This is a genomic window from Rhodopseudomonas boonkerdii, from assembly GCF_021184025.1.
In the GTDB taxonomy this organism is placed as follows: domain Bacteria; phylum Pseudomonadota; class Alphaproteobacteria; order Rhizobiales; family Xanthobacteraceae; genus Tardiphaga; species Tardiphaga boonkerdii.
Genome location: NZ_CP036537.1, coordinates 4,044,233 through 4,063,634, shown reverse-complemented (window position 1 = coordinate 4,063,634; position 19,402 = coordinate 4,044,233). Strand labels below are relative to the sequence as shown.

The 19,402-nt window shown below is 63.7% G+C and carries 16 protein-coding genes; 8 read left to right on the top strand and 8 right to left on the bottom strand.

Going from position 1 to position 19,402, the window contains the following annotated elements; all coding sequences use genetic code 11:
- Nucleotides 1–211: 211 nt before the first annotated feature.
- Nucleotides 212–5,593 carry an apolipoprotein A1/A4/E family protein gene (locus tag E0H22_RS18750; RefSeq protein WP_233022505.1) on the bottom strand — a complete coding sequence of 1,794 codons (5,382 nt, stop codon included), beginning with the start codon at nucleotides 5,591–5,593 and terminating at the stop codon, nucleotides 212–214.
- Nucleotides 5,594–6,033: 440 nt separating this feature from the next.
- On the opposite strand from E0H22_RS18750, the gene E0H22_RS18745 reads away from it, so the two are divergent.
- Together E0H22_RS18745 and E0H22_RS18740 are read left to right on the top strand one after the other, a co-directional pair.
- Nucleotides 6,034–6,381 carry an Hpt domain-containing protein gene (locus E0H22_RS18745; protein WP_347340801.1) on the top strand — a complete coding sequence of 116 codons (348 nt, stop codon included), beginning with the start codon at nucleotides 6,034–6,036 and terminating at the stop codon, nucleotides 6,379–6,381.
- 126 nt (nucleotides 6,382–6,507) lie between these two features.
- Nucleotides 6,508–6,828, top strand: a complete 321-nt coding sequence (locus tag E0H22_RS18740) for a 2Fe-2S iron-sulfur cluster-binding protein (protein WP_233022503.1) — start codon at nucleotides 6,508–6,510, stop codon at nucleotides 6,826–6,828.
- Between the two features lie 14 nt (nucleotides 6,829–6,842).
- On the opposite strand, the gene E0H22_RS18735 is transcribed toward E0H22_RS18740, so the two are convergent.
- On the bottom strand, nucleotides 6,843–7,295 hold the full coding sequence (locus E0H22_RS18735; RefSeq protein WP_233022502.1) for an acyl-CoA thioesterase: 453 nt from the start codon (nucleotides 7,293–7,295) through the stop codon (nucleotides 6,843–6,845).
- A gap of 364 nt (nucleotides 7,296–7,659) precedes the next feature.
- On the opposite strand from E0H22_RS18735, the gene E0H22_RS18730 reads away from it, so the two are divergent.
- Nucleotides 7,660–8,289: a DUF2147 domain-containing protein gene (locus E0H22_RS18730; RefSeq protein ID WP_233022501.1), complete on the top strand. Its 630-nt coding sequence runs from the start codon at nucleotides 7,660–7,662 to the stop codon at nucleotides 8,287–8,289.
- Between the two features lie 58 nt (nucleotides 8,290–8,347).
- Here E0H22_RS18730 and E0H22_RS18725 read toward each other — a convergent pair whose 3' ends face one another.
- Entirely contained in the window at nucleotides 8,348–9,205 is an 858-nt protein-coding gene (locus E0H22_RS18725) for a LysR family transcriptional regulator (protein WP_233022500.1), read from the bottom strand.
- Between the two features lie 103 nt (nucleotides 9,206–9,308).
- Between E0H22_RS18725 and E0H22_RS18720 the strand changes: the two genes are divergently transcribed.
- Complete coding sequence (locus tag E0H22_RS18720) at nucleotides 9,309–10,838, top strand: MFS transporter (protein WP_233022499.1); 1,530 nt, start codon at nucleotides 9,309–9,311, stop codon at nucleotides 10,836–10,838.
- Between the two features lie 126 nt (nucleotides 10,839–10,964).
- Here the strand turns inward: E0H22_RS18720 and E0H22_RS18715 are convergent, their stop codons facing one another.
- Both E0H22_RS18715 and E0H22_RS18710 read right to left on the bottom strand, forming a co-directional pair.
- On the bottom strand, nucleotides 10,965–12,902 hold the full coding sequence (locus E0H22_RS18715) for an SGNH/GDSL hydrolase family protein (protein WP_233022498.1): 1,938 nt from the start codon (nucleotides 12,900–12,902) through the stop codon (nucleotides 10,965–10,967).
- Nucleotides 12,903–13,083: 181 nt separating this feature from the next.
- Nucleotides 13,084–14,163: a lysylphosphatidylglycerol synthase transmembrane domain-containing protein gene (locus E0H22_RS18710; protein ID WP_233022497.1), complete on the bottom strand. Its 1,080-nt coding sequence runs from the start codon at nucleotides 14,161–14,163 to the stop codon at nucleotides 13,084–13,086.
- A gap of 439 nt (nucleotides 14,164–14,602) precedes the next feature.
- Between E0H22_RS18710 and E0H22_RS18705 the strand changes: the two genes are divergently transcribed.
- Nucleotides 14,603–15,109, top strand: coding sequence for a YciE/YciF ferroxidase family protein (locus E0H22_RS18705; protein ID WP_233022496.1), 507 nt, complete (start codon nucleotides 14,603–14,605; stop codon nucleotides 15,107–15,109).
- Nucleotides 15,110–15,162: 53 nt separating this feature from the next.
- Here the strand turns inward: E0H22_RS18705 and E0H22_RS18700 are convergent, their stop codons facing one another.
- The gene (locus E0H22_RS18700; RefSeq protein WP_233022495.1) at nucleotides 15,163–15,597 is read right to left on the bottom strand and encodes a hypothetical protein; all 435 of its coding nucleotides are present in this window, start codon (nucleotides 15,595–15,597) and stop codon (nucleotides 15,163–15,165) included.
- Nucleotides 15,598–15,655: 58 nt separating this feature from the next.
- Here E0H22_RS18700 and E0H22_RS18695 point away from each other — a divergent pair, with 58 nt between their 5' ends.
- On the top strand, nucleotides 15,656–16,258 hold the full coding sequence (locus tag E0H22_RS18695) for a hypothetical protein (protein WP_233022494.1): 603 nt from the start codon (nucleotides 15,656–15,658) through the stop codon (nucleotides 16,256–16,258).
- Nucleotides 16,259–16,267: 9 nt separating this feature from the next.
- Here E0H22_RS18695 and E0H22_RS18690 read toward each other — a convergent pair whose 3' ends face one another.
- Nucleotides 16,268–16,708: a universal stress protein gene (locus E0H22_RS18690; protein WP_233022493.1), complete on the bottom strand. Its 441-nt coding sequence runs from the start codon at nucleotides 16,706–16,708 to the stop codon at nucleotides 16,268–16,270.
- A 57-nt stretch (nucleotides 16,709–16,765) separates the two neighbouring features.
- Nucleotides 16,766–17,311 carry a SixA phosphatase family protein gene (locus E0H22_RS18685; RefSeq protein ID WP_233022492.1) on the bottom strand — a complete coding sequence of 182 codons (546 nt, stop codon included), beginning with the start codon at nucleotides 17,309–17,311 and terminating at the stop codon, nucleotides 16,766–16,768.
- A 98-nt stretch (nucleotides 17,312–17,409) separates the two neighbouring features.
- Between E0H22_RS18685 and E0H22_RS18680 the strand changes: the two genes are divergently transcribed.
- Together E0H22_RS18680 and msrB are read left to right on the top strand one after the other, a co-directional pair.
- Nucleotides 17,410–18,780 carry an NAD(P)/FAD-dependent oxidoreductase gene (locus E0H22_RS18680; protein WP_233022491.1) on the top strand — a complete coding sequence of 457 codons (1,371 nt, stop codon included), beginning with the start codon at nucleotides 17,410–17,412 and terminating at the stop codon, nucleotides 18,778–18,780.
- Nucleotides 18,781–18,888: 108 nt separating this feature from the next.
- Nucleotides 18,889–19,395, top strand: coding sequence for a peptide-methionine (R)-S-oxide reductase MsrB (gene msrB, locus E0H22_RS18675; RefSeq protein ID WP_233022490.1), 507 nt, complete (start codon nucleotides 18,889–18,891; stop codon nucleotides 19,393–19,395).
- The last annotated feature ends 7 nt before the right edge of the window (nucleotides 19,396–19,402 follow it).

Here is a 19,402-nt window from a genome sequence, read left to right as displayed (position 1 = left end):
CGTCGCCATCACGGTTACGTCTGTCATCACCCGCAAAAGCGGGTGATCCAGTACACGCGGGCGAAGCGCCTCATCACAGATGCCGGTGTCGACTGGATCGCCCGATCAAGCCGGGCGACCACCGCGGAGCAGTTAGGCGCATCATTCAATGCAATAAAAAAGCGGAGGCATCGCTGCCTCCGCTTTCGTTTTTCAACTTCCGCTGGGCTCTTTACCCCAACCGTCCCGCCGCATGCGCCAGCAGCGTGTAGACCAGACCGGTTTCCGAGGTCAGGTGCGCGCGCAGTGCTGCCGGACCACGTTCGTCGCGAGCCACCTCGTCGAGCAGGCGCTCGAACTCGGTGATGTAGCGTTCAACCGTGCCCTTGAAGACGCGGTCGGCACGATACTTGCGAGCGACTTCATCGAACGCCTTCTGGCCGGCCGGGGTGTAGAGGCGCTTGCTGAAGGCCTTGCGCTCGCCGCGCTGATAGCGATCCCACATTTCGGCTGCGAGGTTGCGGTCCATCAGGCGGCTGATGTCGAGCGACAGCGATTCCAGCGGATTACTGGACGCAGCCGGCTGCTGCGGCGCGCGGGCACGCGGCGCTGCTTCTTCCTCGTCATCGGCACGACCGAGCAGGTCAGTCAACCAGCCATCGCCGCTGCCCTGGTTGGCGGGAGCAACCGATGGCGCCTCGGTACGGCGCGACGAGCCGCCGAAGTCTGCCGAGGGCAGGCTGGATGCGGTACCGATCGGCGATGAGCGGCGCGATGCTTCCGCACGTGGAGCCTCGGCCCGCGCTTCGGCACGGCTCGAACCGACGGTCGCCATGACAGGCTCCGGTTCGCGCTGTGGCGCGCTGCGGGCGGCGGCTGAGACGACGTCCATGCCGCGGCCGTGGCGGGCGACGATGCGGTTGAGTTCCGCCAATGCCTCGATCTGATCGACGATTACCTTGCGCATCTGCGCGGTGCTCTCGGCAGCCTCCTGCGGCATCTCGAACACGCCGCGACGGAGTTCCGTGCGGGTGCTTTCGAGCTCGTTCTGCATTTCGGCGGCCATCGCCTTCATGCTCACGACCATCGATGCGAACTTGTCCGCCGAGGCCTTGAACATGGCTTCCGCCTCGCGAGTGCCTTGCTGATAGATCTCGGCCATGGCTTCGGTGGTGGCGCGGCGCTCGTCCTCCGCCGCGCTGCGTACGGCCTCGAACTGCTTGCTGATCGCGGACGATCCGGCGCCGGCTGTTTCGGCGACGACGCGGGCGATGTCGCGCGCGCGTTCTTCCGCAGCGGCCAGCGACTCATCGAGCAAGCCCGTGAAGCGGCTGAGGCGGGCGTCGAGGTCGTTGGTGCGGCTGTCGATGGTGGTGACCAGCGATTCCAGTGCAGCCTTCCTGTCACCGACCGAGGTGAGCGTCGAACGGTTGCTCTGTTCGACGAGGGCCGCGGCATCCACCAGCGCATGACCATGGGCCTCGAACTGGGTCGAGAGCTGATTGAGATCCTCCAGCGCCTTCTCTGATTTGGCGGTGAACACGGTGAGCTGCTCTTCCAGCGTCTGAGTGGCGACGCCGTTGCGCGAGGTCACGTCATTCATGGTGGCGACGAAATCGGCCACACGGGTGACCAGCGCGCGCTCCAGCGAGTTGAGGTTGTCGTGGGCGCCGGTGAGCACTTCCTGCAGCAGGATGTTGCCCTCACGCAAACGCTCGAACAGCGCGACGGTGTCGGTGCGCAGGATCTTGCTGGTTTCCTGCATCTCCGTGACCGCGGTGATCGACACCTGGCGCGACTGCTCGATGGCCGAGCGCGACGAAGTCTCGAGATCCTTGAGCGATTTGTTGACCGCGCCGGCCGCGAGTTCGCCAGCGGTGGTGATGGCGCGGGCGACGTCGATACCGCTGGTGGCCAGCGTTTGCGAGAAGGTCTGACTGCGGCTTTCGATGGCCTTCAGCGCATCCACCGTCACGCGGTCCATATCGACCGTGAGCTGGTTGGCCTTCGAGCCGAGCGCATCGACGAGCGAGCCGCGCTTCGCGTCCACCATCTGCGAGAGGCGTTCTGTCTGCTGCTGCACATAGCCGACGATCTCGTCGGTCTTCGCGCTCATGGTGGTGCCGAACGAGCCTGAAGCCGTGAACACCGAACGCTCGATTTCTGACGAGGTGGCCTTGATGCGGGTGACCACTTCGGTCGAGGCCGCAATCAGGGTCTGCTGTGCGCCGACGGCGGTGGACTTGATGTTGTCAGTGGTGTTGGCGGTGACGGCCGCCAGCGACCGCTCCATGTCTGCCGAGATCGACTTGATCTGCGATGCCGCATCGGCCGACGAGGTGGTGAGCGAGGTCTGCACCTCGCGAGCGCTCGACAGGATCGAAGCGGCCGCATCGGCACCGACGGCGGTGAGCGTGCGCTCCACGTCGGTCGCGAGATTGCGGACTGTCGAGGTGGTTTCCGTCGAAGCGGTGATCAGTGCCGACTGTGCCTCGCGGGCATGGCTGACGATCGCGTCGGCAGTCGCGCTGCTGGCGGCAGTGATGCTGCGCTCCATGTCGGCGGCGAGCGTGCGCACCTGATTGGCGGCTTCGGACGAAGCCTCGATGAGCGAGGACTGTACGTTGCGGGTCGAGGCGAGGATGGATTCCGCGCTTGCATTGCCTGCGGCGACCAGCGTGCGCTCCACATCGGCAGCCAGCGAGCGGACCTGCTGCGTTGCGTCGGTCGAGGCGGCGACCAGCGTGGACTGTGCGGCGCGGGCGCCCGACAGCACGGCGTCGGCCGTTGCAGTGCCGGCGGTGGTGAGCGTGCGCTCGATATCGGCCGACAGCGTCTGGATATGGGTGGCGACTTCGGTCGAGGTCGAGACAAGAGTGGTCTGTGCGTCGCGTGCGCCGGCCAGGATCGACGCGGCCGTGGTCGTGCCGGCAGTGGTGAGCGTACGCTCCACATCGGCCGACAGCGTCTTGACCTGCTCGGCGGCTTCGCTCGACGCGGTGATGAGCGTCGTCTGCGCCTCGCGGGCGCTCGATACGATCGTGCCGGCGGCGTTGGTACCGATGGCGGTGAGCGAGCTTTCGATATCGCTTGCGGTCAGGCGCAGCTGCGCGCCGACATCGGTCGAGACCGAGACGAGCGATTCCTGTGCGGCGCGGGCGCCGGCCTGGATCGTCTCGCTGGTGTTGACCATGAGATGGGTCAGTGCACGCTCGGCATCGTCCACATGGCCCTTGATACCGATCGAGAGCTCTTCGGCGCGCGCCATGAGCTGGTCGCTCGCGATGCGGCCCGAGGTTTCGATGCGGCCGGCGACGGCCTCGATGCGCGACCCGAGCAGTTCTTCGAACTGTTCGACGCGGTTTTCGATTTCGGTCGCAATGGCGCCTGCGCGAGTCTCGACACCCTGATGAATGCTCTGGAAGCGCGCGGTGACGGTGTCGGCGAGGCTGTTGCTGCGATCGTCGATCGCCGCGGTGACTCCTGCGATGCGGTGATCGATGGCACCGATCGCCTGCACCGTCCCCTCGGTGAGGGAGGTCGTGAGGAACGAAAGGCGGTCGTCGATGGAATGGATCGCCTGCACCGCACCTTCGGTGAGCGAATTGGTGAGGTGGGTCAGGCGGGTGTCGATGGTCGCCACGGCGCGCGTAGTGCCTTCGGTCAGCGAGGTGGTGAGATGGGTCAAGCGAGCGTCCACCGTATCGACCGCGCGCTCGGCGCCGTCGGTGAGCGTGGACTGCAGCGATTGCAGGCGGGATTCGACGATCGCAGTGACCGACTGCGCGCGCTGATCAAAGGTTTCTTCGAGGCCCTTGAGGCGGTTGTCCACGGTCTGGTCGAACGACTGCATGCGGCTGTCGAGCGATGCGTCGAGGCTGTTGACGCGGTTCTCGAAGGTCGTTTCGAAATGAGCGAGACGGCCGTCGAGCGTGTCGGTGATGCCGCCGATATTTGAGGTCACGCGGGCGTCGAAACCGTCGACATAGGTCTTCAGCGTATCGTTGATGTCCTGCGTGCGCTGGCCGAGACGTTCGACCACCTCGCCGCCGAAGGTCTTCACAGTGCGGTCGAATTCGGAAATGTGCTTGGTAATGATGGCGCCCAGATTGCCGCTGTCGCGCGAGAAGCGTTCGGCGAGCTCGAGGCCCTGATCCTTCACGAGCTGCTCGAAGGCACTCATCTGCAGGCTCAGCGTGTCATGCGCGCTCTCGGTCTGGCTTGCCACCTTGGCAACGAGGGCGGTGACGGTTGCTTCGAGCGACTCGCTTGCCTTGTCGCCGGAGGTGAGAACCTGTGTGGCGAGGCGGTTGCCGGCATCGTCGATGCGGCTGGAGAGATCATTGCTGCGCAGTTCGAGTTCGAGCAACAGGCTGTCGCTGGAGTTCTTCAGCGTGTCATGGACCTGTTCGGTGCGATCGGACACGCGGTCGACAATCGAGGCGGAGCGCTGTTCGAAGTCATTGGTGATGCGGTCGATGCGCTCGTTCAGCATCTCGTGGACGCGATCGGCGAGATCGACGAACTCGTCGTGGACGTGGCCGGTCTTGAAGTTGAGGCTGGTGGTCAGGCGTTCGGATGCTTCCAGCACGGCGCGGGTGGTTTCGCCGCTGGCTTCCTCGAGGCGGTCGAGCAGATCGCCGCCACGTTCGCCGAGGGCGAGGATCATGTTGTCGCCGGCGCGGCCGAGCGCGGTCGTGATGTGTTCGCCGCGTTCTTCAAGCGCGCTGGTGATGCTCTTGGCAACATCGTCGACCCGCGAGGCGATCGCATCGGAGATCAGTGCGATGTCGTGGCGGAGGTCGATCTGAACGCCGGAAATCGCCGAGCGGACCTGCTCGGCCTGACCGACGAGGTTGTCGCGCTGATGCGCGATGTCTTGCAGCAGCGCGCGGATGCGCACTTCATTGTCCGAATAGGCGCGTTCCAGCGCCGAGACTTCGTTGGCGACGAGCGTTTCGAGTTCGCCGGCGCGTGCGATGGCGCGCTCGATGCCGTCGCCCATGGCGGCGACCTCTCGGCGGATCGCCTGGCCGACCGTGACCATGGCATCGCTGGAGCTGCCTTCCGGCTCCGAGAAGCGGATCGCAACCTGCGCCATCGACTGGGCGATCATGCGCATTTCCTGACCGCGCCATGCGAGCGCCGCGAGGAAATAGAACAGGAGGATCGGGGCGACCAGCGCTGCGGCGAGGCCGACGAGCGCCAGTGTGCCGCCGGAACCCTGACCAGCCATGGTCTGCAGCGACGGCAGGAAGGCGTATGCAAGGAACGCGGCGGCGATCACCCAGACACCGGCAAACAGCGTCGCGAGCGTGTAGACGTTGCGGGCAGGGCGGTTCTTCTGCAGCGCCTGCAGGATCTGGCCGATGGTCTCGCGATCGTCATTGGCGGCGCGCCGGCCGAAGCGGGGTTCCTCAACAGATTCGAAGGCCGGCCGTTCGCCGGTGACGCGGGAATCGAAGCGCGGTTCGTCGAGGTCGGCGGGGCCGGTGGCGGCTGCATTATCGGCGCGCAGATTGGGGTCGCGCGACCCGTCGACGTTCAGGGCCTCCTGAATAGCGGAGAGAGCGACTTCGGTCGGATCCTTGGCCTTCTTTGAATTGTTTGCCATGCTCGTTCCACGCGCCCCCTGTTACGCAACACTACGGAAGTTTCCGCACAAGTCGTGTTCGCTGCCCCCGTCACGGCCCGTTTGCCATGACGCGGAATACACCCCGTCCCACGATCGCGGACTGCCGGTCGCTCGGCTTGTCCACTACTTCCCGCAAACATCCTATTGGCTTGGTCGCGCGAATGAAATGCTTCCGGTTAAGACATTCTTAATGATAGTTAACGGCTTCTCCCGGTAACTATCTGTTAAGCCACGAATATCGCGATTGGCCGTGGAATCGTGGCGAGTTTTCGTCAAAATGCGGGCGGAATGCCGGATCGTGCACAGAACGTTCCGTTAACCAATTCCGTGTTTGGCTCCTGAAAATTGTCGCCAAAACCTCCGGCGGCGGAAATTCCGGGCCAATATCAATGTCGCTTCATCTCGAACGGGTTCAATGGATGCCGTCACCGCCGCTGGTCCCCGATGACGGGCCTTTTGATTTCGACCACCTCAAGCGCATGACCATGGGCGATGCCTCGCTGGAGCGCGAGGTGCTGGCCATGTTTGCGGCCCAGGCGAGCGAGCTGATCGAGAAGATCGTGAAAATGCCGGACAATATCGGCGAGCTGACCCACAAGCTGCGCGGTTCGGCCGAAGCCATTGGTGCCTTCCGGATCACCGATGCGGCCGAATGGCTGGAAAACATGCTGCGGGACAAGACGGATAGCGCCGAGGCGTTGATGACGCTCACGGATGCGGTGCTCGAGGCCCGCGCCGAAATCGACGGCATTCTCAAGCGGTCCTGATCGCTTCTGGGCCGGAGGCCCCGTTACCCCACATTTGCAGATGACGGTTTTGCTGCGGAGCGCTGGCGCTGTCGGGGGCGACCCGTTATAGGACAGCCGTATCTTCTTTCCGGCAGTGCGAGCATCATGGCCAAAATCAACTTTGTCGATCATTCCGGCGAAACCCGCACCATCGATGCGGACACCGGCTCTACCGTGATGGAAGCCGCGATCCGTAACTCGATTCCCGGCATCGAAGCCGAATGCGGCGGCGCCTGCGCCTGCGCCACCTGCCATGTCTATGTGGACGAAGCCTGGACGGAAAAGGTCGGAGCGCCGACCCCGATGGAAGAGGACATGCTGGACTTCGGTTATGACATCAAGCCGAACTCGCGTCTCTCATGCCAGATCAAGATCACCGATGCCCTCGACGGCCTTGTGGTGATCACGCCGGAACGCCAGGCGTAACCGGAGCGCCGCGCTCAAGCGGCGCTGCTATTCCGCATCATCCACGGCTGCATCTTCCCGATCACGTCCGGCGGGATCGCCGTCGGTTGCCGGCTGGCGAGTCCGACCATCACGGTTGTGGCGCTGGCCGACGCGATGCACTTACCGCCGCAGAATACCACCTGTGAGAATGTCAGCGAGGTACGGCCGATTTTTTCGATGCCGGTACCGAGTTCGATGACATTCGGCCAGTGCAGTTCGGCACGAAAATGAATATCGAGCCGCGCCAGCACCCAGCTCAATCCGTCCGGCGTCATTCCGTAAGATGGGTCCTTGGTGAGCATCACCCGGCTGGTCTCGAAATAGCTGGAATAGATCGCGTTGTTGACGTGATTGTTCGGATCGAGATCCATGAAGCGCACATTGTCCGTGAGGCGAAACGGATAGTCTTCAAGGATCGGCGCAGGCGCGCGGGTCGGGGCATTCACGTCAAAAATCTCCAGGTGCTTGCGGCGGTTACAGCGTAGTTGATCGCGACAGGCAAGAGCGCGGCTTGGGATAGAAGCCTGCTGTTAACCAACCTCCGCTACGGTTCCTTAACGACGACGGAGCGGGTTCCTGCCTCACGGGTGCCGCAGCCGCCTCAAGATTGCCGCAAGCGCTGGAGGTCTTCCAGTGACCTCCGGCCCCCTTTTCTTGTGGCAGCATTGCGGCACCGGCAATGAACGGAAATGCGAGGCGCGATCGGCAATCTTGCAAAAGCCATCAACCAGGGTCACTCTTTCGTCGCGCAAGATTGATAGTCCGTCCAACTGCTTGGTTGCCGGACGACGAACTGCGAAGGGGATATTGATGATCCAGTTTCGATCCCGCCAGCTTGCCGTCATGGCAACTGCTGCCACGTTGCTCGCAACGCCCGGTTTTGCCGCCGAGCAGGTTGCAGCAGGAGGTCCCACGGCAGCCGGTCTCTGGCAGAAAATCGAGGATGGCAAACCCGTCGTCTGGGTGTTGATGGTCGATCATGGCGGCGTCTATGAGGGCGCCATCGCCAAGACGTTTCCGAGCGCCGATGACAAGCCCGGCGACGAGATTTGCAGCAAATGCGTCGATGACCGCAAGAACCAGCCGGTGCTGGGCATTTCTTTCATTCGCAACATGCAGCAGCAGGGCCTGAAATACGAGAACGGCAACATTCTCGATCCGCGCGACGGCAAGGTCTACAAGGCCAAGATGAGCGTCAGCCCGGATGGTCGCACGCTCACGGTGCGCGGCTATTGGGGCATTGCGCTGCTCGGGAAGGACGAGACCTGGTATCGTCTGCCCGATGCGCAGATGGCGTCGCTCGATCCGAGCGTGACGGCGAAGTATTTCCCGAACCAGACGGTGGCGGCGAAGCAGACGCCGACGGTGGGAAGCGTCACGGCGAAGCCGCAGCCGATGCGGAAGGCCAGCGCGGCGCAAGTGCAGCAGCCGCAGCGCTGATCGGTTTCAGCATTTGGGGTGGGCCGAACGCGATGGCGTTTTGCCCACCCTTTGTTATTCATGCAGCCGTGCTGCGATGTTCGCGGAACGCTGCTGCGATGGTGCGCAGCGCCTTGCGCGACTGCTGATCCGACAATGTCGAGAGCAGCACGATTTCCGACGAGGGCAATGTCGGAAGGCCGAACTTCCTGCTGACTTCGAGGGTGCCGGGCGGTGCGACGCGGCATGAGAACACCGCTGTCGCCAGACCTGCCGATACGGCGTCCGCAACCACCGACGATCCGCCGCCGAGAAAGACCTCCGTCCACGGGATGCCGGCTGCGTCCAGCGCGTGGATGGCGATGTCGCGCACGCCGCAGAGCGGCGACAGGGCAGCGAGGCGAAGCGGTTCGCCCGGACGGTGTTCGAAATCCGGTGCGGCGAACCAGCCAAAGTCTTCCGGCGCGAGCACCTCGGCGTCGCGGCGATCTTCTTCCCGGCGAATGATCGCCGCATCGATCTCGCCGCGATCGAAGGACTCCAGCAGTTTGGGTGAATTGTCGAGCCGCACCTCGATGGTCAGCGAGGGGTCGTGCGCATTGAGCCGCGCCAGCAGGGTCGGCACCTCCGGCCCCACCACATGTGCGGCGATGCCCAGGGTAAAGCGGCGACGCGTTGAGGTCAGTGCAGAGAGGGCGCGGTCATGCGCGGCCAGAAACTCGCGGGCGGCTTCGACGAACACCGCGCCTTGCGCCGACAGCCGGACCAGTCGCGGCGTGCGCTCGATCAGCTTGTGGCCGAGACGTTCTTCCAGCCGCTTCAGCTTCACACTGATCGCCCCCTGAGTCGTGCCCAGCGCATCCGCTGCGCGGGTAAAACTCTGGAGATTGGCGATGGTGACGAAGGCCTGTACGGCCTCGACGTCCAGAGCGCTCATATCATTTATCCGGATTTGTTGTCTCTGAAATATTCAATCATGCTGTTATCGGATGGTCAATCGCTGCCTATGTTGCGCCCGAACTGAAGCGAAAGGCGACAACATGCATTCCGATTCCCGACAGGGCACGCTGGCTTTGGCGGCCGTCTGTCTAACCTCCCTGATGTTCGGCTTGGAGATCTCCAGCATTCCCGCGATCCTGCCGACGTTGGAAACGGTGCTGCGCGCCGACTTCAAGCAACTGCAATGGGTCATGAACGCCTATACGATCGCGGTCACGACCGTGCTGATGGCCACCGGCGCGCTGGCCGACCGCTACGGACGCAAGCGGGTCTATATCGGTGCGATCGTCGCATTTGCGGCCTCGTCGCTGGTCTGTGGCCTGGCGCGCGATGCGTCGGTGCTGATCGTCGCCCGGTTTCTGCAGGGCATGAGCGGTGGCGCGATGCTGATCTGCCAGATCGCCGTACTGTCGCATCAGTTTCAGGCCGGCCGTGCGCGTGCCATCGCGTTCGGATGGTGGGGGATCATCTTCGGCATCGGTCTCGGTTTCGGCCCGATCATCGGCGGTGCGATTGTCGCTCTGCTCAGCTGGGAGTGGGTGTTTCTGGTTCACGTCCCGCTGGGCGTCGTCTCGCTGTTCCTCGCAGCGAGCGGTGTTCGAGAGTCGCGCGATCCGGGCGCCAGCAGTCTCGATCTTGGGGGCATCGTCACGTTGTCGCTGGCGGTGTTCTGTCTCGCATTCTTCATCACACAGGGGCCCGACCTCGGTTTCGACAGTGGGGCAGCCTTCGCCGTGATGGCTGTGTTCATCGCAAGCTTCATTGGCTTCATCGTCGCGGAGCGGGTCAGCCCGCGGCCTATGTTCGATTTCAGTGTGTTCCGGATCCGGAATTTCTCCGGCGCGCTGATCGGGTCGATGGCGATGAATTTCAGCTTCTGGCCGTTCATGATTTATCTGCCGATCTACTTCCAGGCGGGGCTCGGTTATGACAGCGTTGGCGCGGGATTGTCGTTGCTGGCTTACACTTTGCCGACGCTGGTGGTGCCGCCGGTGGCCGAGCGCCTAGCGCTTCGTTATCACGCGGGCCTGATCATTCCGCTGGGCCTGTTCGCAATCGGGCTTGGCTTCATGCTGATGAAGCTCGGCAGTTCGGTTGAGAATGCAAGCTGGCTGACCATGTTGCCCGGTTGCATTCTCGCCGGCGTCGGTCTGGGCATGACCAATACGCCGGTGACCAATACGACAACGGGGGCGGTGGCGCCCGAGCGCGCAGGAATGGCATCGGGTATCGATATGAGCGCGCGCATGATTTCGCTGGCGATCAATATCGCGCTGATGGGACTCATCCTTGTCGAGGGCGTTCGCGCGTCTTTGAAGGTGGCTATGCCGGGGATGATCGATGCCGGCGTGTTGCGATCGATCGCGGAAAGTGTCGCTGCGGGCACGGCGATTGCGTCCGAGCGCAACGTGCCGGATGCCGTCATCCATCGGGCTTTGACGGATGGTTTTGGCTGGGTGCTGCTCTATGGCGGCGTGAGCGTGTGGATACTGGCGGTGATCAGCTTTGTGATCTTCGGGATAAGATTGCCGGCGCGTGCGGGCCAGCCGCAGTGTAGCCCGCAGCCGTAAGGCGGATTAGCCATCGGGCGCGCGAAGCGTGCCCGATGATAAACGCCGCGTAATCCGGCGCGGAAGTTTAACAACGAACGCGGCCGGCGGATTACGCCTTCGGCTCATCCGCCCTACGGCTGAGCCTCACTGCTGAACCGGCGCCAACGGCTCTTGCGAGACTTCCGCCTCCGCACCGAGCCGCAACACGTTTGCTGCCGCCGGCACCACTGCGTCGGCCATTGCCGCATGGCCTTCGCCGGTCGGATGGATCGCGCCGCCATAGACCGCGGAGAGGACGCCCCAGGTGGCGTCGTGGATATCCGCCGGCTGCACTGCGGCGGAGTATCCCTGCGGATAGGTCATCGCGGCGAAGTAACTGTCATTGGCGTCACGAATCCAGCGGGCCCGTGGCAGATAGGCGCGGAATTCGCTGGCGCCGCGGCCGCACACCATCGGTTGCTGCGCGGCTTCCACCAAGCTGCTTACGAAACTGTCGCCCTTGGGCGAGAAGCAGGCGCGGTCGAATTCGGGGTCGTTCGATCCGCGGGCGCAGAAGCCGTGATTGGCGAAGGTTTGCTGATGCGCATCGACGAAGGTCATGCGATCGGCCTCTGGATTACGGCACAGCACGCCGCCCTCGCACAGCGCGATGGAGCGCAGCCTCGGCAGAAATTCCCGATCCACGAAGCTGGTGACGTTGGCGAGGCGGCGCGGATCGGCGGAGAACGACGGATGCACGTCGAAGCCGCCGGGGCCGCCGGGGCAGGCGCCGCCATTGACGAGCGCGGGATTGGCATAGGCGGCGAACACCACGCGGCCCATGTCGCCGCCGACCAGCGGCTTGAGCTGTTCGCGCAGCTTGCCGAAGGCCGCAGGCAGATCGCGCACCAGAGCGTTGCGGGAATCTTCCACGGAGCCGAGCAGACCGGCGCGCTTGAACAGCGTGCGCTCGGTCCCGTTTTCGACGATCACGTCGGCGACGAGGCCGGAGAAGTCGATGTCATTAGCGCCGATGGACAGGAAGACCAGATCGAGCCGGCGATTGGGCTGGCGACGCTTGGCGGCGCCCATCGCCTCGCGCAGTTCGGCGACCTGCCCGTTGACGCTGCCGGCGCAGGTCGAGGCATTCTTCGTGGTCAGGCATTCGCGGGCGCGCTGACTGCCGAGCAGGCCATCGGGAATGGTTGCGCCGGAGCAGGCAAGCGGCAGATAGGTGACGGCGATATGGGGGTACTGAACGGCGAGCGCGAGAGCCGCGCGGGTCTGGTAGCTGTAGAGCGAGCGATGGCAGGCGGCGTTGAGCCACTGGGCACCGGCGCGCTGCCAGGCTTGCAGGGATTCATAGGAATCGCAGGAGCGGCCACCTTTGAAAGCGGCGCGGCTCGGTCGGTAATACTGCGCTGTCGGCCCGCCCGAGTAAGAGCGGAAGCAGAAGCCGTCGTCCGACAACGCGACGGGACGATCCGGATTGCCTTCACCGGAGGCGATGGAGTCGCCGAGGCCGGCGATCAGGATATCGCGCACCACGATATCCGTGGAGGTACGCATCGGGCCGTCACCGCTGGAGACGTCCACCGTCGCGACGGTGCGGCGGCCATAGAGGGCGCGAAAGTTGATTGGCTCTGCGCAGTCGAGTGTGGACTGGCGCGGACCCTCGCCGTCGTCAAAAGTCCAGGCGCAGACAGCGCCGACCGGCACTTCGCCTGTGAGACGGACGGTGACTGGGTGATCGGACGGCGTCAGATAGCTTTCTCGGGTGCCTTCGCGCATGCAGGGCTCGCTGACCTTGCCGGCAAGATCGATGCACAGCCGGTTGACCGTATTGCGCGCCCAGCCGCGACCGTCGCTCTGGATGCCCAACGCCTGCTCGGAGGCCAACACGCTGCGATTGCGCATGGAATCGACGTGAAGCTGAAAGTCGCGCTCCTCGCGAAACAGACGAAAGCGGTTGCGGACTTCCCAGGAGATCTGGATGTTGGCGGCGCCCGTCTGAGCCGCGGCCCGGTGCACCGGCCAAGCCGCCAGCGTGCCGGCAAGCGTGGCGGCGACGAGCAATGAACGTCTGAAAAAAGCGATGGCCATGGCGGGGTTGAACGTCACGTATGGGGCGGAAGTAAGAAACGCCTAGCATGCCGGACGCGTTCCGCGGAGTTGAAACGCAGAAATATGTAGGGCGGATGAGCCGAAGGCGTAATCCGCCGGCCGAATCTATGGGGCAAAGAACGGCGGATTACGCCTTCGGCTCATCCGCCCTACGGGGTCTTCACCCCTGCGACTGACGCTTCAGTGGCTGCCGATGCACGATCACTGCGGCCGGTTCGCCGCTCCGGCGCTCGTCGGCCGAGCCGTTCAGCTTGCGGTGATGCCACGGCTTGATCACGCTGAGCCATAGCTCGCGGGTGCCCATGATGCAGATCGAGATCGCGAAGGGGATCATGAAATACAGGATGCGGAACATCACCACGGTGGCGATGAGTTCTTCCTGCTTGAATTGCGGCAGGGCCACCAGCATGGCGGCGTCGAACACGCCGAGGCTACCCGGCGCATGGCTGGCAAAGCCAAGCAGGGTGGCGAGAATGAACACCACCGCGACCGACACAAAATCCACATGTGGGGCGTCGGGCATCAGCAGATAAAAGGCCAGCGCGCAGAAGCCGAGATCGATCACGCCGATGGCGATCTGCAGCAGCGTCAGTGGTGCCGACGGCAGCACGACCTTCCAGCCGTTCTGGCCGAGTTGGCGGCGCTCCTTGCCGGTCGAAATCCAGACCAGATAACCGGCAATGCCGGCGAGGCAGGCGAGGCCGATCAGGCGATTGAAGGCGTCGGGCAACTGGTCGATGGCCGATGCCGCCTGCGGATGCCACACCATGCCGATGCCCAGCACGAAGCAGTTGCCGAGCCAGAAGGTCAGTCCGGAAATGAAGCAGATCTTGGCGACATCAATGGCGGTGAGGCCATAGTCCGAATAGATGCGAAAACGAATCGCGCCGCCGGTGAAGACCGTCGCGCCAAGATTATGGCCGATCGTGTAGCTGGTGAAGCTCGACAGGGCGGCGATACGATAGGGAACATGCTTCTTGCCGATCGTTCTCAGCGCAAAATAGTCGTAGAAGGTGAGCGTGCAGAAGGCTCCGATCACGCACAGCGTCGCCAGGGCGATCTGCATCGTGGACTTGGCCGCCATGGCCGCCAGGATATCGGCGGCGTTAAGGCCTTTCAGCGTCGTGACCAAATGCCAGATGGCAAGGCCGATGACGATCAGGCTCGCTACAACACCCAGCCGTTTCCAGCCGACATGCTGCTTGAAGCCGCGCCCGAGCGCGGTCAGCAATCGAAACATTCGTCCTCCCGGCGGAGCGCGAACAAAGGGAAAGCCGTTCCTTGCATGGGGCAGACGCTGGCCGATTCACTCATACGCGACGTTCATGTATCTCGATCAAACCCTTACGGCAAAAACGCCTGATTGTGCAGCCCTTGACAACGCCAGCGTTAATACCGGAGCCGCGATCTCGTCACATTCGCGCCGCGGCTGCAATCGGTCTGAATCTGCACTGTAAATCGGGTTATTGCTTCCATCCTGATATAGGCCTGAAAGCCTCACGTTCCATAGCAATGACGTTCGACGCGCGGAACATGTCCCGAAGTGGCCGGTTGGCGGTGGTATCTGCAACCGAATGAGACGCGGCTAAACGACACAATGAGCGGCAGTTACCGCCCCATTCCGGGGTGGTGCCGTTCGTGCGCCGGGGCGGTTTCGTTCCTGACTGAGGGATATGACCATGGGATTGTTCACCCGTGACATCAAGACGATGGATGACCTGTTCGTGCACCAGCTGCAGGACATCTACTATGCCGAGAAGCAACTTCTGAAAGCGCTGCCGAAGATGGCCGGCAAGGCCACCGAGCCGGCGTTGAAGCAGGGCTTCGAAGACCATCTGAAACAGACCGAGGTGCATGTGCAGCGCCTCGAACAGGTGTTCAAGATGCATGGTGCCGAAGTCAAGGCGGTCACCTGTCCGGCCATTGACGGTATCGTCCAGGAAGCCGACGAGACCGCCGGCGAAGTCGCCGACAAGCGTGTCCTGGATGCTGCGCTGATCAATGCGGCACAGGCGGCCGAGCATTATGAGATCGTGCGCTATGGCAGCTTGATCGCCTGGGCCCGCCAGCTTGGCCGCGATGACTGCGCGGCGGTTCTGCAGAAGACGCTGGATGAGGAGAAGCAGACCGATGCGAAGCTGACATCGCTGGCGGAAGGCAAGGTCAATCTGCGCGCGGCGAGCTAGTTTGCGGGCGGTTACCTAACGAACTTGCGCGGGTGAGCGCCCGCGCGACTTTTTTAAGTGCGCTTCAGCGCGAAATGCGCGCCGCAAAAGGCCATGATGCCGCCCAGGACGAGGGCGATGAGGCCCGCGACGACGCCCGATGCGGTCGGAATCGCATTGGGCGCTGACGCTGCCTGACCGGCGCCCGCCAGCACCAGCACGCCGATGCCGATCAGGACGTGACGCATGCGGCGCGGCATGCGGCCGGAGGCGGCGCTGTCCATCAGATTGGCGGTGACATAGCCGCTGACAAAACCCATCGCGGCGATCAGCCACCAGGCGATCGCCGAGCCGGCCGGCATGAAATTGGCGGGGTCGTTGTACCACAGGCCTCCGAGATCAAGGCCGAAACGCTGGCCGAGCATATGCACGGCGAGCGCCAGCATCACCCCGGAAATCGTCGCGCCCGCCAGAACCAGGCGGCGCGGAAAAATGGTCGTCTCGGCCATGAGGAGCTTGTAAGGGACAGATGCCCGCGCAAGCAAGCGGCGGTCCCGGAGAGCCGATGTGCTGACATCCCTGTTCAAGTTGCCGAATAACGATGCCGGCTCGGGACTTGTCTATGTCTACCGCGCCTCGCTGATCGGCCCCGCGCATCGGTTCGAACTGACCGACGATGGCCTCGCCTGGCAGATTGGCCGGCGCTCCGGCGTGTGGGCCTATGCCGACATCGCGTCGGTACGTCTGTCGTACCGGCCGATGGGCATGCAGCACAACCGCTATCTGGCGGAGCTCCGGCACAGCAACGGGCAGCGCCTGCGGTTCTTCTCGGCGTCCAAACAGACGGTGGCGCTGATGAAGCCGCAGCCGGGCTACGTGCCATTCATCGTCAATCTGCATCGCCGCCTGGCTGCAGCGGGCAGCACCGCGGTGCTCTGCGCCGGCGTGCGGCCCGTCACTTACAAAGCAATCGTGGCCGCACTGGTCCTTTTCGGCCTGGCCATGGCGGCGTTGCTGCTGCGCGCGCTGTTCATCGGCGAATTTGCCGGGGCGGCCTTTATCCTCGGTTTCAGCGCTCTGGTCGGCTGGCAGATCGGGGCATTCCTTCGCCGCAACAGGCCGCGCGGCTATACATTCGATCGCATGCCGGACGATTTGCTGGTGACGTAGCTGCCGCCCTTACGGGAGAGCCGGAGCCTGCCGCACCACCAGCACCGAGCACTTCGCATAGCGCACCACGTGCCCGGCATTGGAACCGAGAAAATAAGTGCGCATGGCCGGGCGGTGCGAGGTCATCACGATGAGGTCGGCTCTGATGGCTGCTGCCTCTTCGAGGATCTCGTGATAGATGCCGCCCTGGCGCACCACGCTCGACACATGGGTGTCGTCGATGCCGCAGTCGCGGGCGACAGCGGCGAGCGCCTGCTCCGAACTGTCGCGCTGCTGGGTGTCGAAATCCGCCGGCACATATTCCGCCAGCATCACCGGCATCAGCGGCATGACATTGAGCAGCCGTACCCGGGCGCCAAAGGTTTTGGAGAACAGGCCGGCCTGGGCAATTGCAGGCTTTGCGATGTCAATCTCGGCGAGATCAATCGGGACCAGAATGGATTTGTACATGCTGCACCTCCACCGACGGACGGAGTGTAGCACGATCGAGGCGCGGCGGCAGGCGACTTATTGACCGTCGTCCTTCAGCAGTTTCGGGCTGACGAACTGCACCAGCGTGCCGGATCGGAAGGCGATGTCGTTCCAGTCATCGATGTCGAAGTCGATGAGGGCGAGGCTGCCGGTGGGCAGATTGTCGGCCAGCGCCTTGCGGCCTGCGGCGTCGCCGCCCTGCTTGCCGCTCATCATCAGGCCGAGTGCCATTTCGTGCAGTCCGGGATTGTGGCCGATCAACATCAGCCGGCGCGGATCCTGCACTGCGGCATCGCGGATTACCGCGAGCAGTTCCTCGAGGCCGGCACCATAGAGTTCATCCACATATTCGACCGTCGGCTTGTTGGACGGCATCGCGGCCGATACGAGATCCCAGGTCTGGCGCGTACGCATTGCGGTGGAGACGCAGACCATATCGGGGGGCGGCGGGTGACTGCTGAGCCAAGCGCCGATCAGGGGAGCGTCATGACGGCCGCGTTCGTCGAGGCGACGGTCGAAATCCTTGCCGCTCGGCGCATCCGTTTCGGTTTTGGCGTGACGGAGCAGCATCAATCGGCGCATTCGGGCCTCGATTCGTTGGCTAACGGTGAATTGCGGATTAATGGACGCGGACCGTGAGGACAAGGTGACAAGCGCCGCACTTGCCCGTAGGAAACGGCATGACTGTAGCTTCCGCAAGCGTGACATTTGGACCCGACGTGGCTGAAGAGGACCGCGTGCGGCTGGCCCATCCGCTGGATACGGATGTCTGCGTGATCGGCGCCGGGCTCGCCGGGCTGTCGATCGCACTGGAGGCTGCGAAGCTCGGCGCCAGCGTGGCGGTGCTGGAAGGCCGTCATGTCGGCTGGAACGCGTCCGGCCATCAGCTGGGTACGGTGACGCCGGGCTTCGGCCTGCCGCTTGCCGATTTGATTGCACGGGTCGGGCTCGAGGACGCCCGTGAGATGTGGGCGCTGTCACAACAGGGCGCTGAAGCTGTCCGCGCACGCGCGACGGGAGATGTCATTCCGGATCTTGCATTCAGCGAGGGTGCGCTCGAAGTCTCCAATGTCGATGCCGGCGAGAAGTTGATTGCGCGGCTGCAGATGTTGAACGAGGATTTCGACACGGTGGCCGAAGGCTGGCAGATCGAACGCGTGCGCGAAGCGCTGAAGACACAGCGCTACTTCCATGGCGTCTATTATCCGAAAGCGTTCCAGATCGACGGCCGCAAATATCTGATGGGTCTGGCGACGCTGGCAAAGCAGGCGGGCGTACGCATCTTCGAGGATACGCCTGCAATCAGCCTCGATGCTGCCGGCGTGATGAAGCGCATCGTCACGCCCTCGGCGCAGCTGCGGGCGCAGTATGTGGTGCTGGCCGGCAATGTGCATCTCGGCTCGCCGGCGCAGCGGCTGTCCGACACGCTGCTGCCGATCTGGCGCTATGCCGGCATCACGGAGCCGCTCGGCGAGCGGCTGGCGGAGGCGATTGCGTTTCAGGGCTCGGTGAGCGACAGCGACGGCATGGACCATTTCCGCGTTGTGGGTGGCGATCGCCTGATGTGGTCGAGTCCGGAGACGACCTGGGCGGCGAGGCCGGAACGCTTTGCACGCAAGATCGCGCGGCGGATCGCGACGGTGTTTCCGCAGCTCGGCAAGGTGGCCATCACCGAGAGCTTCGGCGGTGCCATGGGACAGACCGTGCATGGCATGCCGCAGATCGGACAGATACGGCCGGGCCTGTGGGTCGCCAGCGGTTTCGGCCATCAGGGGCTCAACACCACGGCCATGGCCGGGCAGCTGATTGCGTATGGCATGATCGCCCGCGATGATCGCACCAGACTGTTTGCTCCGTTCGAGCTGGTCTGGGCGGGCGGCAGGCTGGGTCGCATCGTCGGTCACGGGGTGGGAGTCTGGCAGCGTCAGGTCGCGACGCTGCAGGGCACGCTGGCCCGTTATCGTGAGCGGGCAGGGGAACGGGAACGGATCCGCGAAGCACGGCTGGCGGAGGCCAATGCCCGTGCCGGGACCGGCGGTCCGATCGCCTAGCTGCTCGCGATTTCGTGAGTGATTTTTGCTGCACCGGCCGTAACCTCTCGCCGATCGGTTCGTAACTCACACGAACGGGACCCGCATCCCGACCGAGGGAGACCCACTATGATCGACCGCCGTCTGCTCCTGTCCACAGCCGCTGGCATTGCCGGTTTCCTGTCGCTGAAATGGCTGACGGGGTCGTCCGCTCGCGCTGCCTCCGACGAAAAATTCGAGGTCATGAAGACCGACGAGGAGTGGCGCAAGCAACTGACGCCGCAGCAATACGAGATCCTTCGCAAGGAGGGTACCGAACGGCCGTTCTCCAGCCCGCTGTTGAAGGAGAAGCGCAAGGGTATCTTCGCCTGTGCCGGCTGCGACAATCCGCTGTTTTCGTCCGATACCAAATTTGAGAGTGGCACGGGTTGGCCGAGCTTCTGGAAGCCGCTCGACAATGCCGTGGGCGAACGCAAGGATACCAGCTACGGCATGGTCCGCACCGAGATTCACTGCCGTCGCTGCGGCGGCCATCTCGGCCACGTGTTTGACGATGGCCCGAAGCCTACCGGCCTGCGCTATTGCATGGATGGCTTCGCCATGGTGTTCAAACCGGCGACGCCCTCGGCGACGTAAGAGCTGC

Bases quoted from the DNA above. Each gene is read 5' to 3' on its own strand.
- E0H22_RS18750 (WP_233022505.1), bottom strand. From the start codon at position 5,593: ATGGCAAACAATTCAAAGAAGGCCAAGGATCCGACCGAAGTCGCTCTC.
- E0H22_RS18745 (WP_347340801.1), top strand. From the start codon at position 6,034: ATGCCGTCACCGCCGCTGGTCCCCGATGACGGGCCTTTTGATTTCGAC.
- E0H22_RS18740 (WP_233022503.1), top strand. From the start codon at position 6,508: ATGGCCAAAATCAACTTTGTCGATCATTCCGGCGAAACCCGCACCATC.
- E0H22_RS18730 (WP_233022501.1), top strand. From the start codon at position 7,660: ATGATCCAGTTTCGATCCCGCCAGCTTGCCGTCATGGCAACTGCTGCC.
- E0H22_RS18725 (WP_233022500.1), bottom strand. From the start codon at position 9,205: ATGAGCGCTCTGGACGTCGAGGCCGTACAGGCCTTCGTCACCATCGCC.
- E0H22_RS18720 (WP_233022499.1), top strand. From the start codon at position 9,309: ATGCATTCCGATTCCCGACAGGGCACGCTGGCTTTGGCGGCCGTCTGT.
- E0H22_RS18715 (WP_233022498.1), bottom strand. From the start codon at position 12,902: ATGGCCATCGCTTTTTTCAGACGTTCATTGCTCGTCGCCGCCACGCTT.
- E0H22_RS18710 (WP_233022497.1), bottom strand. From the start codon at position 14,163: ATGTTTCGATTGCTGACCGCGCTCGGGCGCGGCTTCAAGCAGCATGTC.
- E0H22_RS18705 (WP_233022496.1), top strand. From the start codon at position 14,603: ATGGGATTGTTCACCCGTGACATCAAGACGATGGATGACCTGTTCGTG.
- E0H22_RS18700 (WP_233022495.1), bottom strand. From the start codon at position 15,597: ATGGCCGAGACGACCATTTTTCCGCGCCGCCTGGTTCTGGCGGGCGCG.
- E0H22_RS18690 (WP_233022493.1), bottom strand. From the start codon at position 16,708: ATGTACAAATCCATTCTGGTCCCGATTGATCTCGCCGAGATTGACATC.
- E0H22_RS18685 (WP_233022492.1), bottom strand. From the start codon at position 17,311: ATGCGCCGATTGATGCTGCTCCGTCACGCCAAAACCGAAACGGATGCG.
- E0H22_RS18680 (WP_233022491.1), top strand. From the start codon at position 17,410: ATGACTGTAGCTTCCGCAAGCGTGACATTTGGACCCGACGTGGCTGAA.
- msrB (WP_233022490.1), top strand. From the start codon at position 18,889: ATGATCGACCGCCGTCTGCTCCTGTCCACAGCCGCTGGCATTGCCGGT.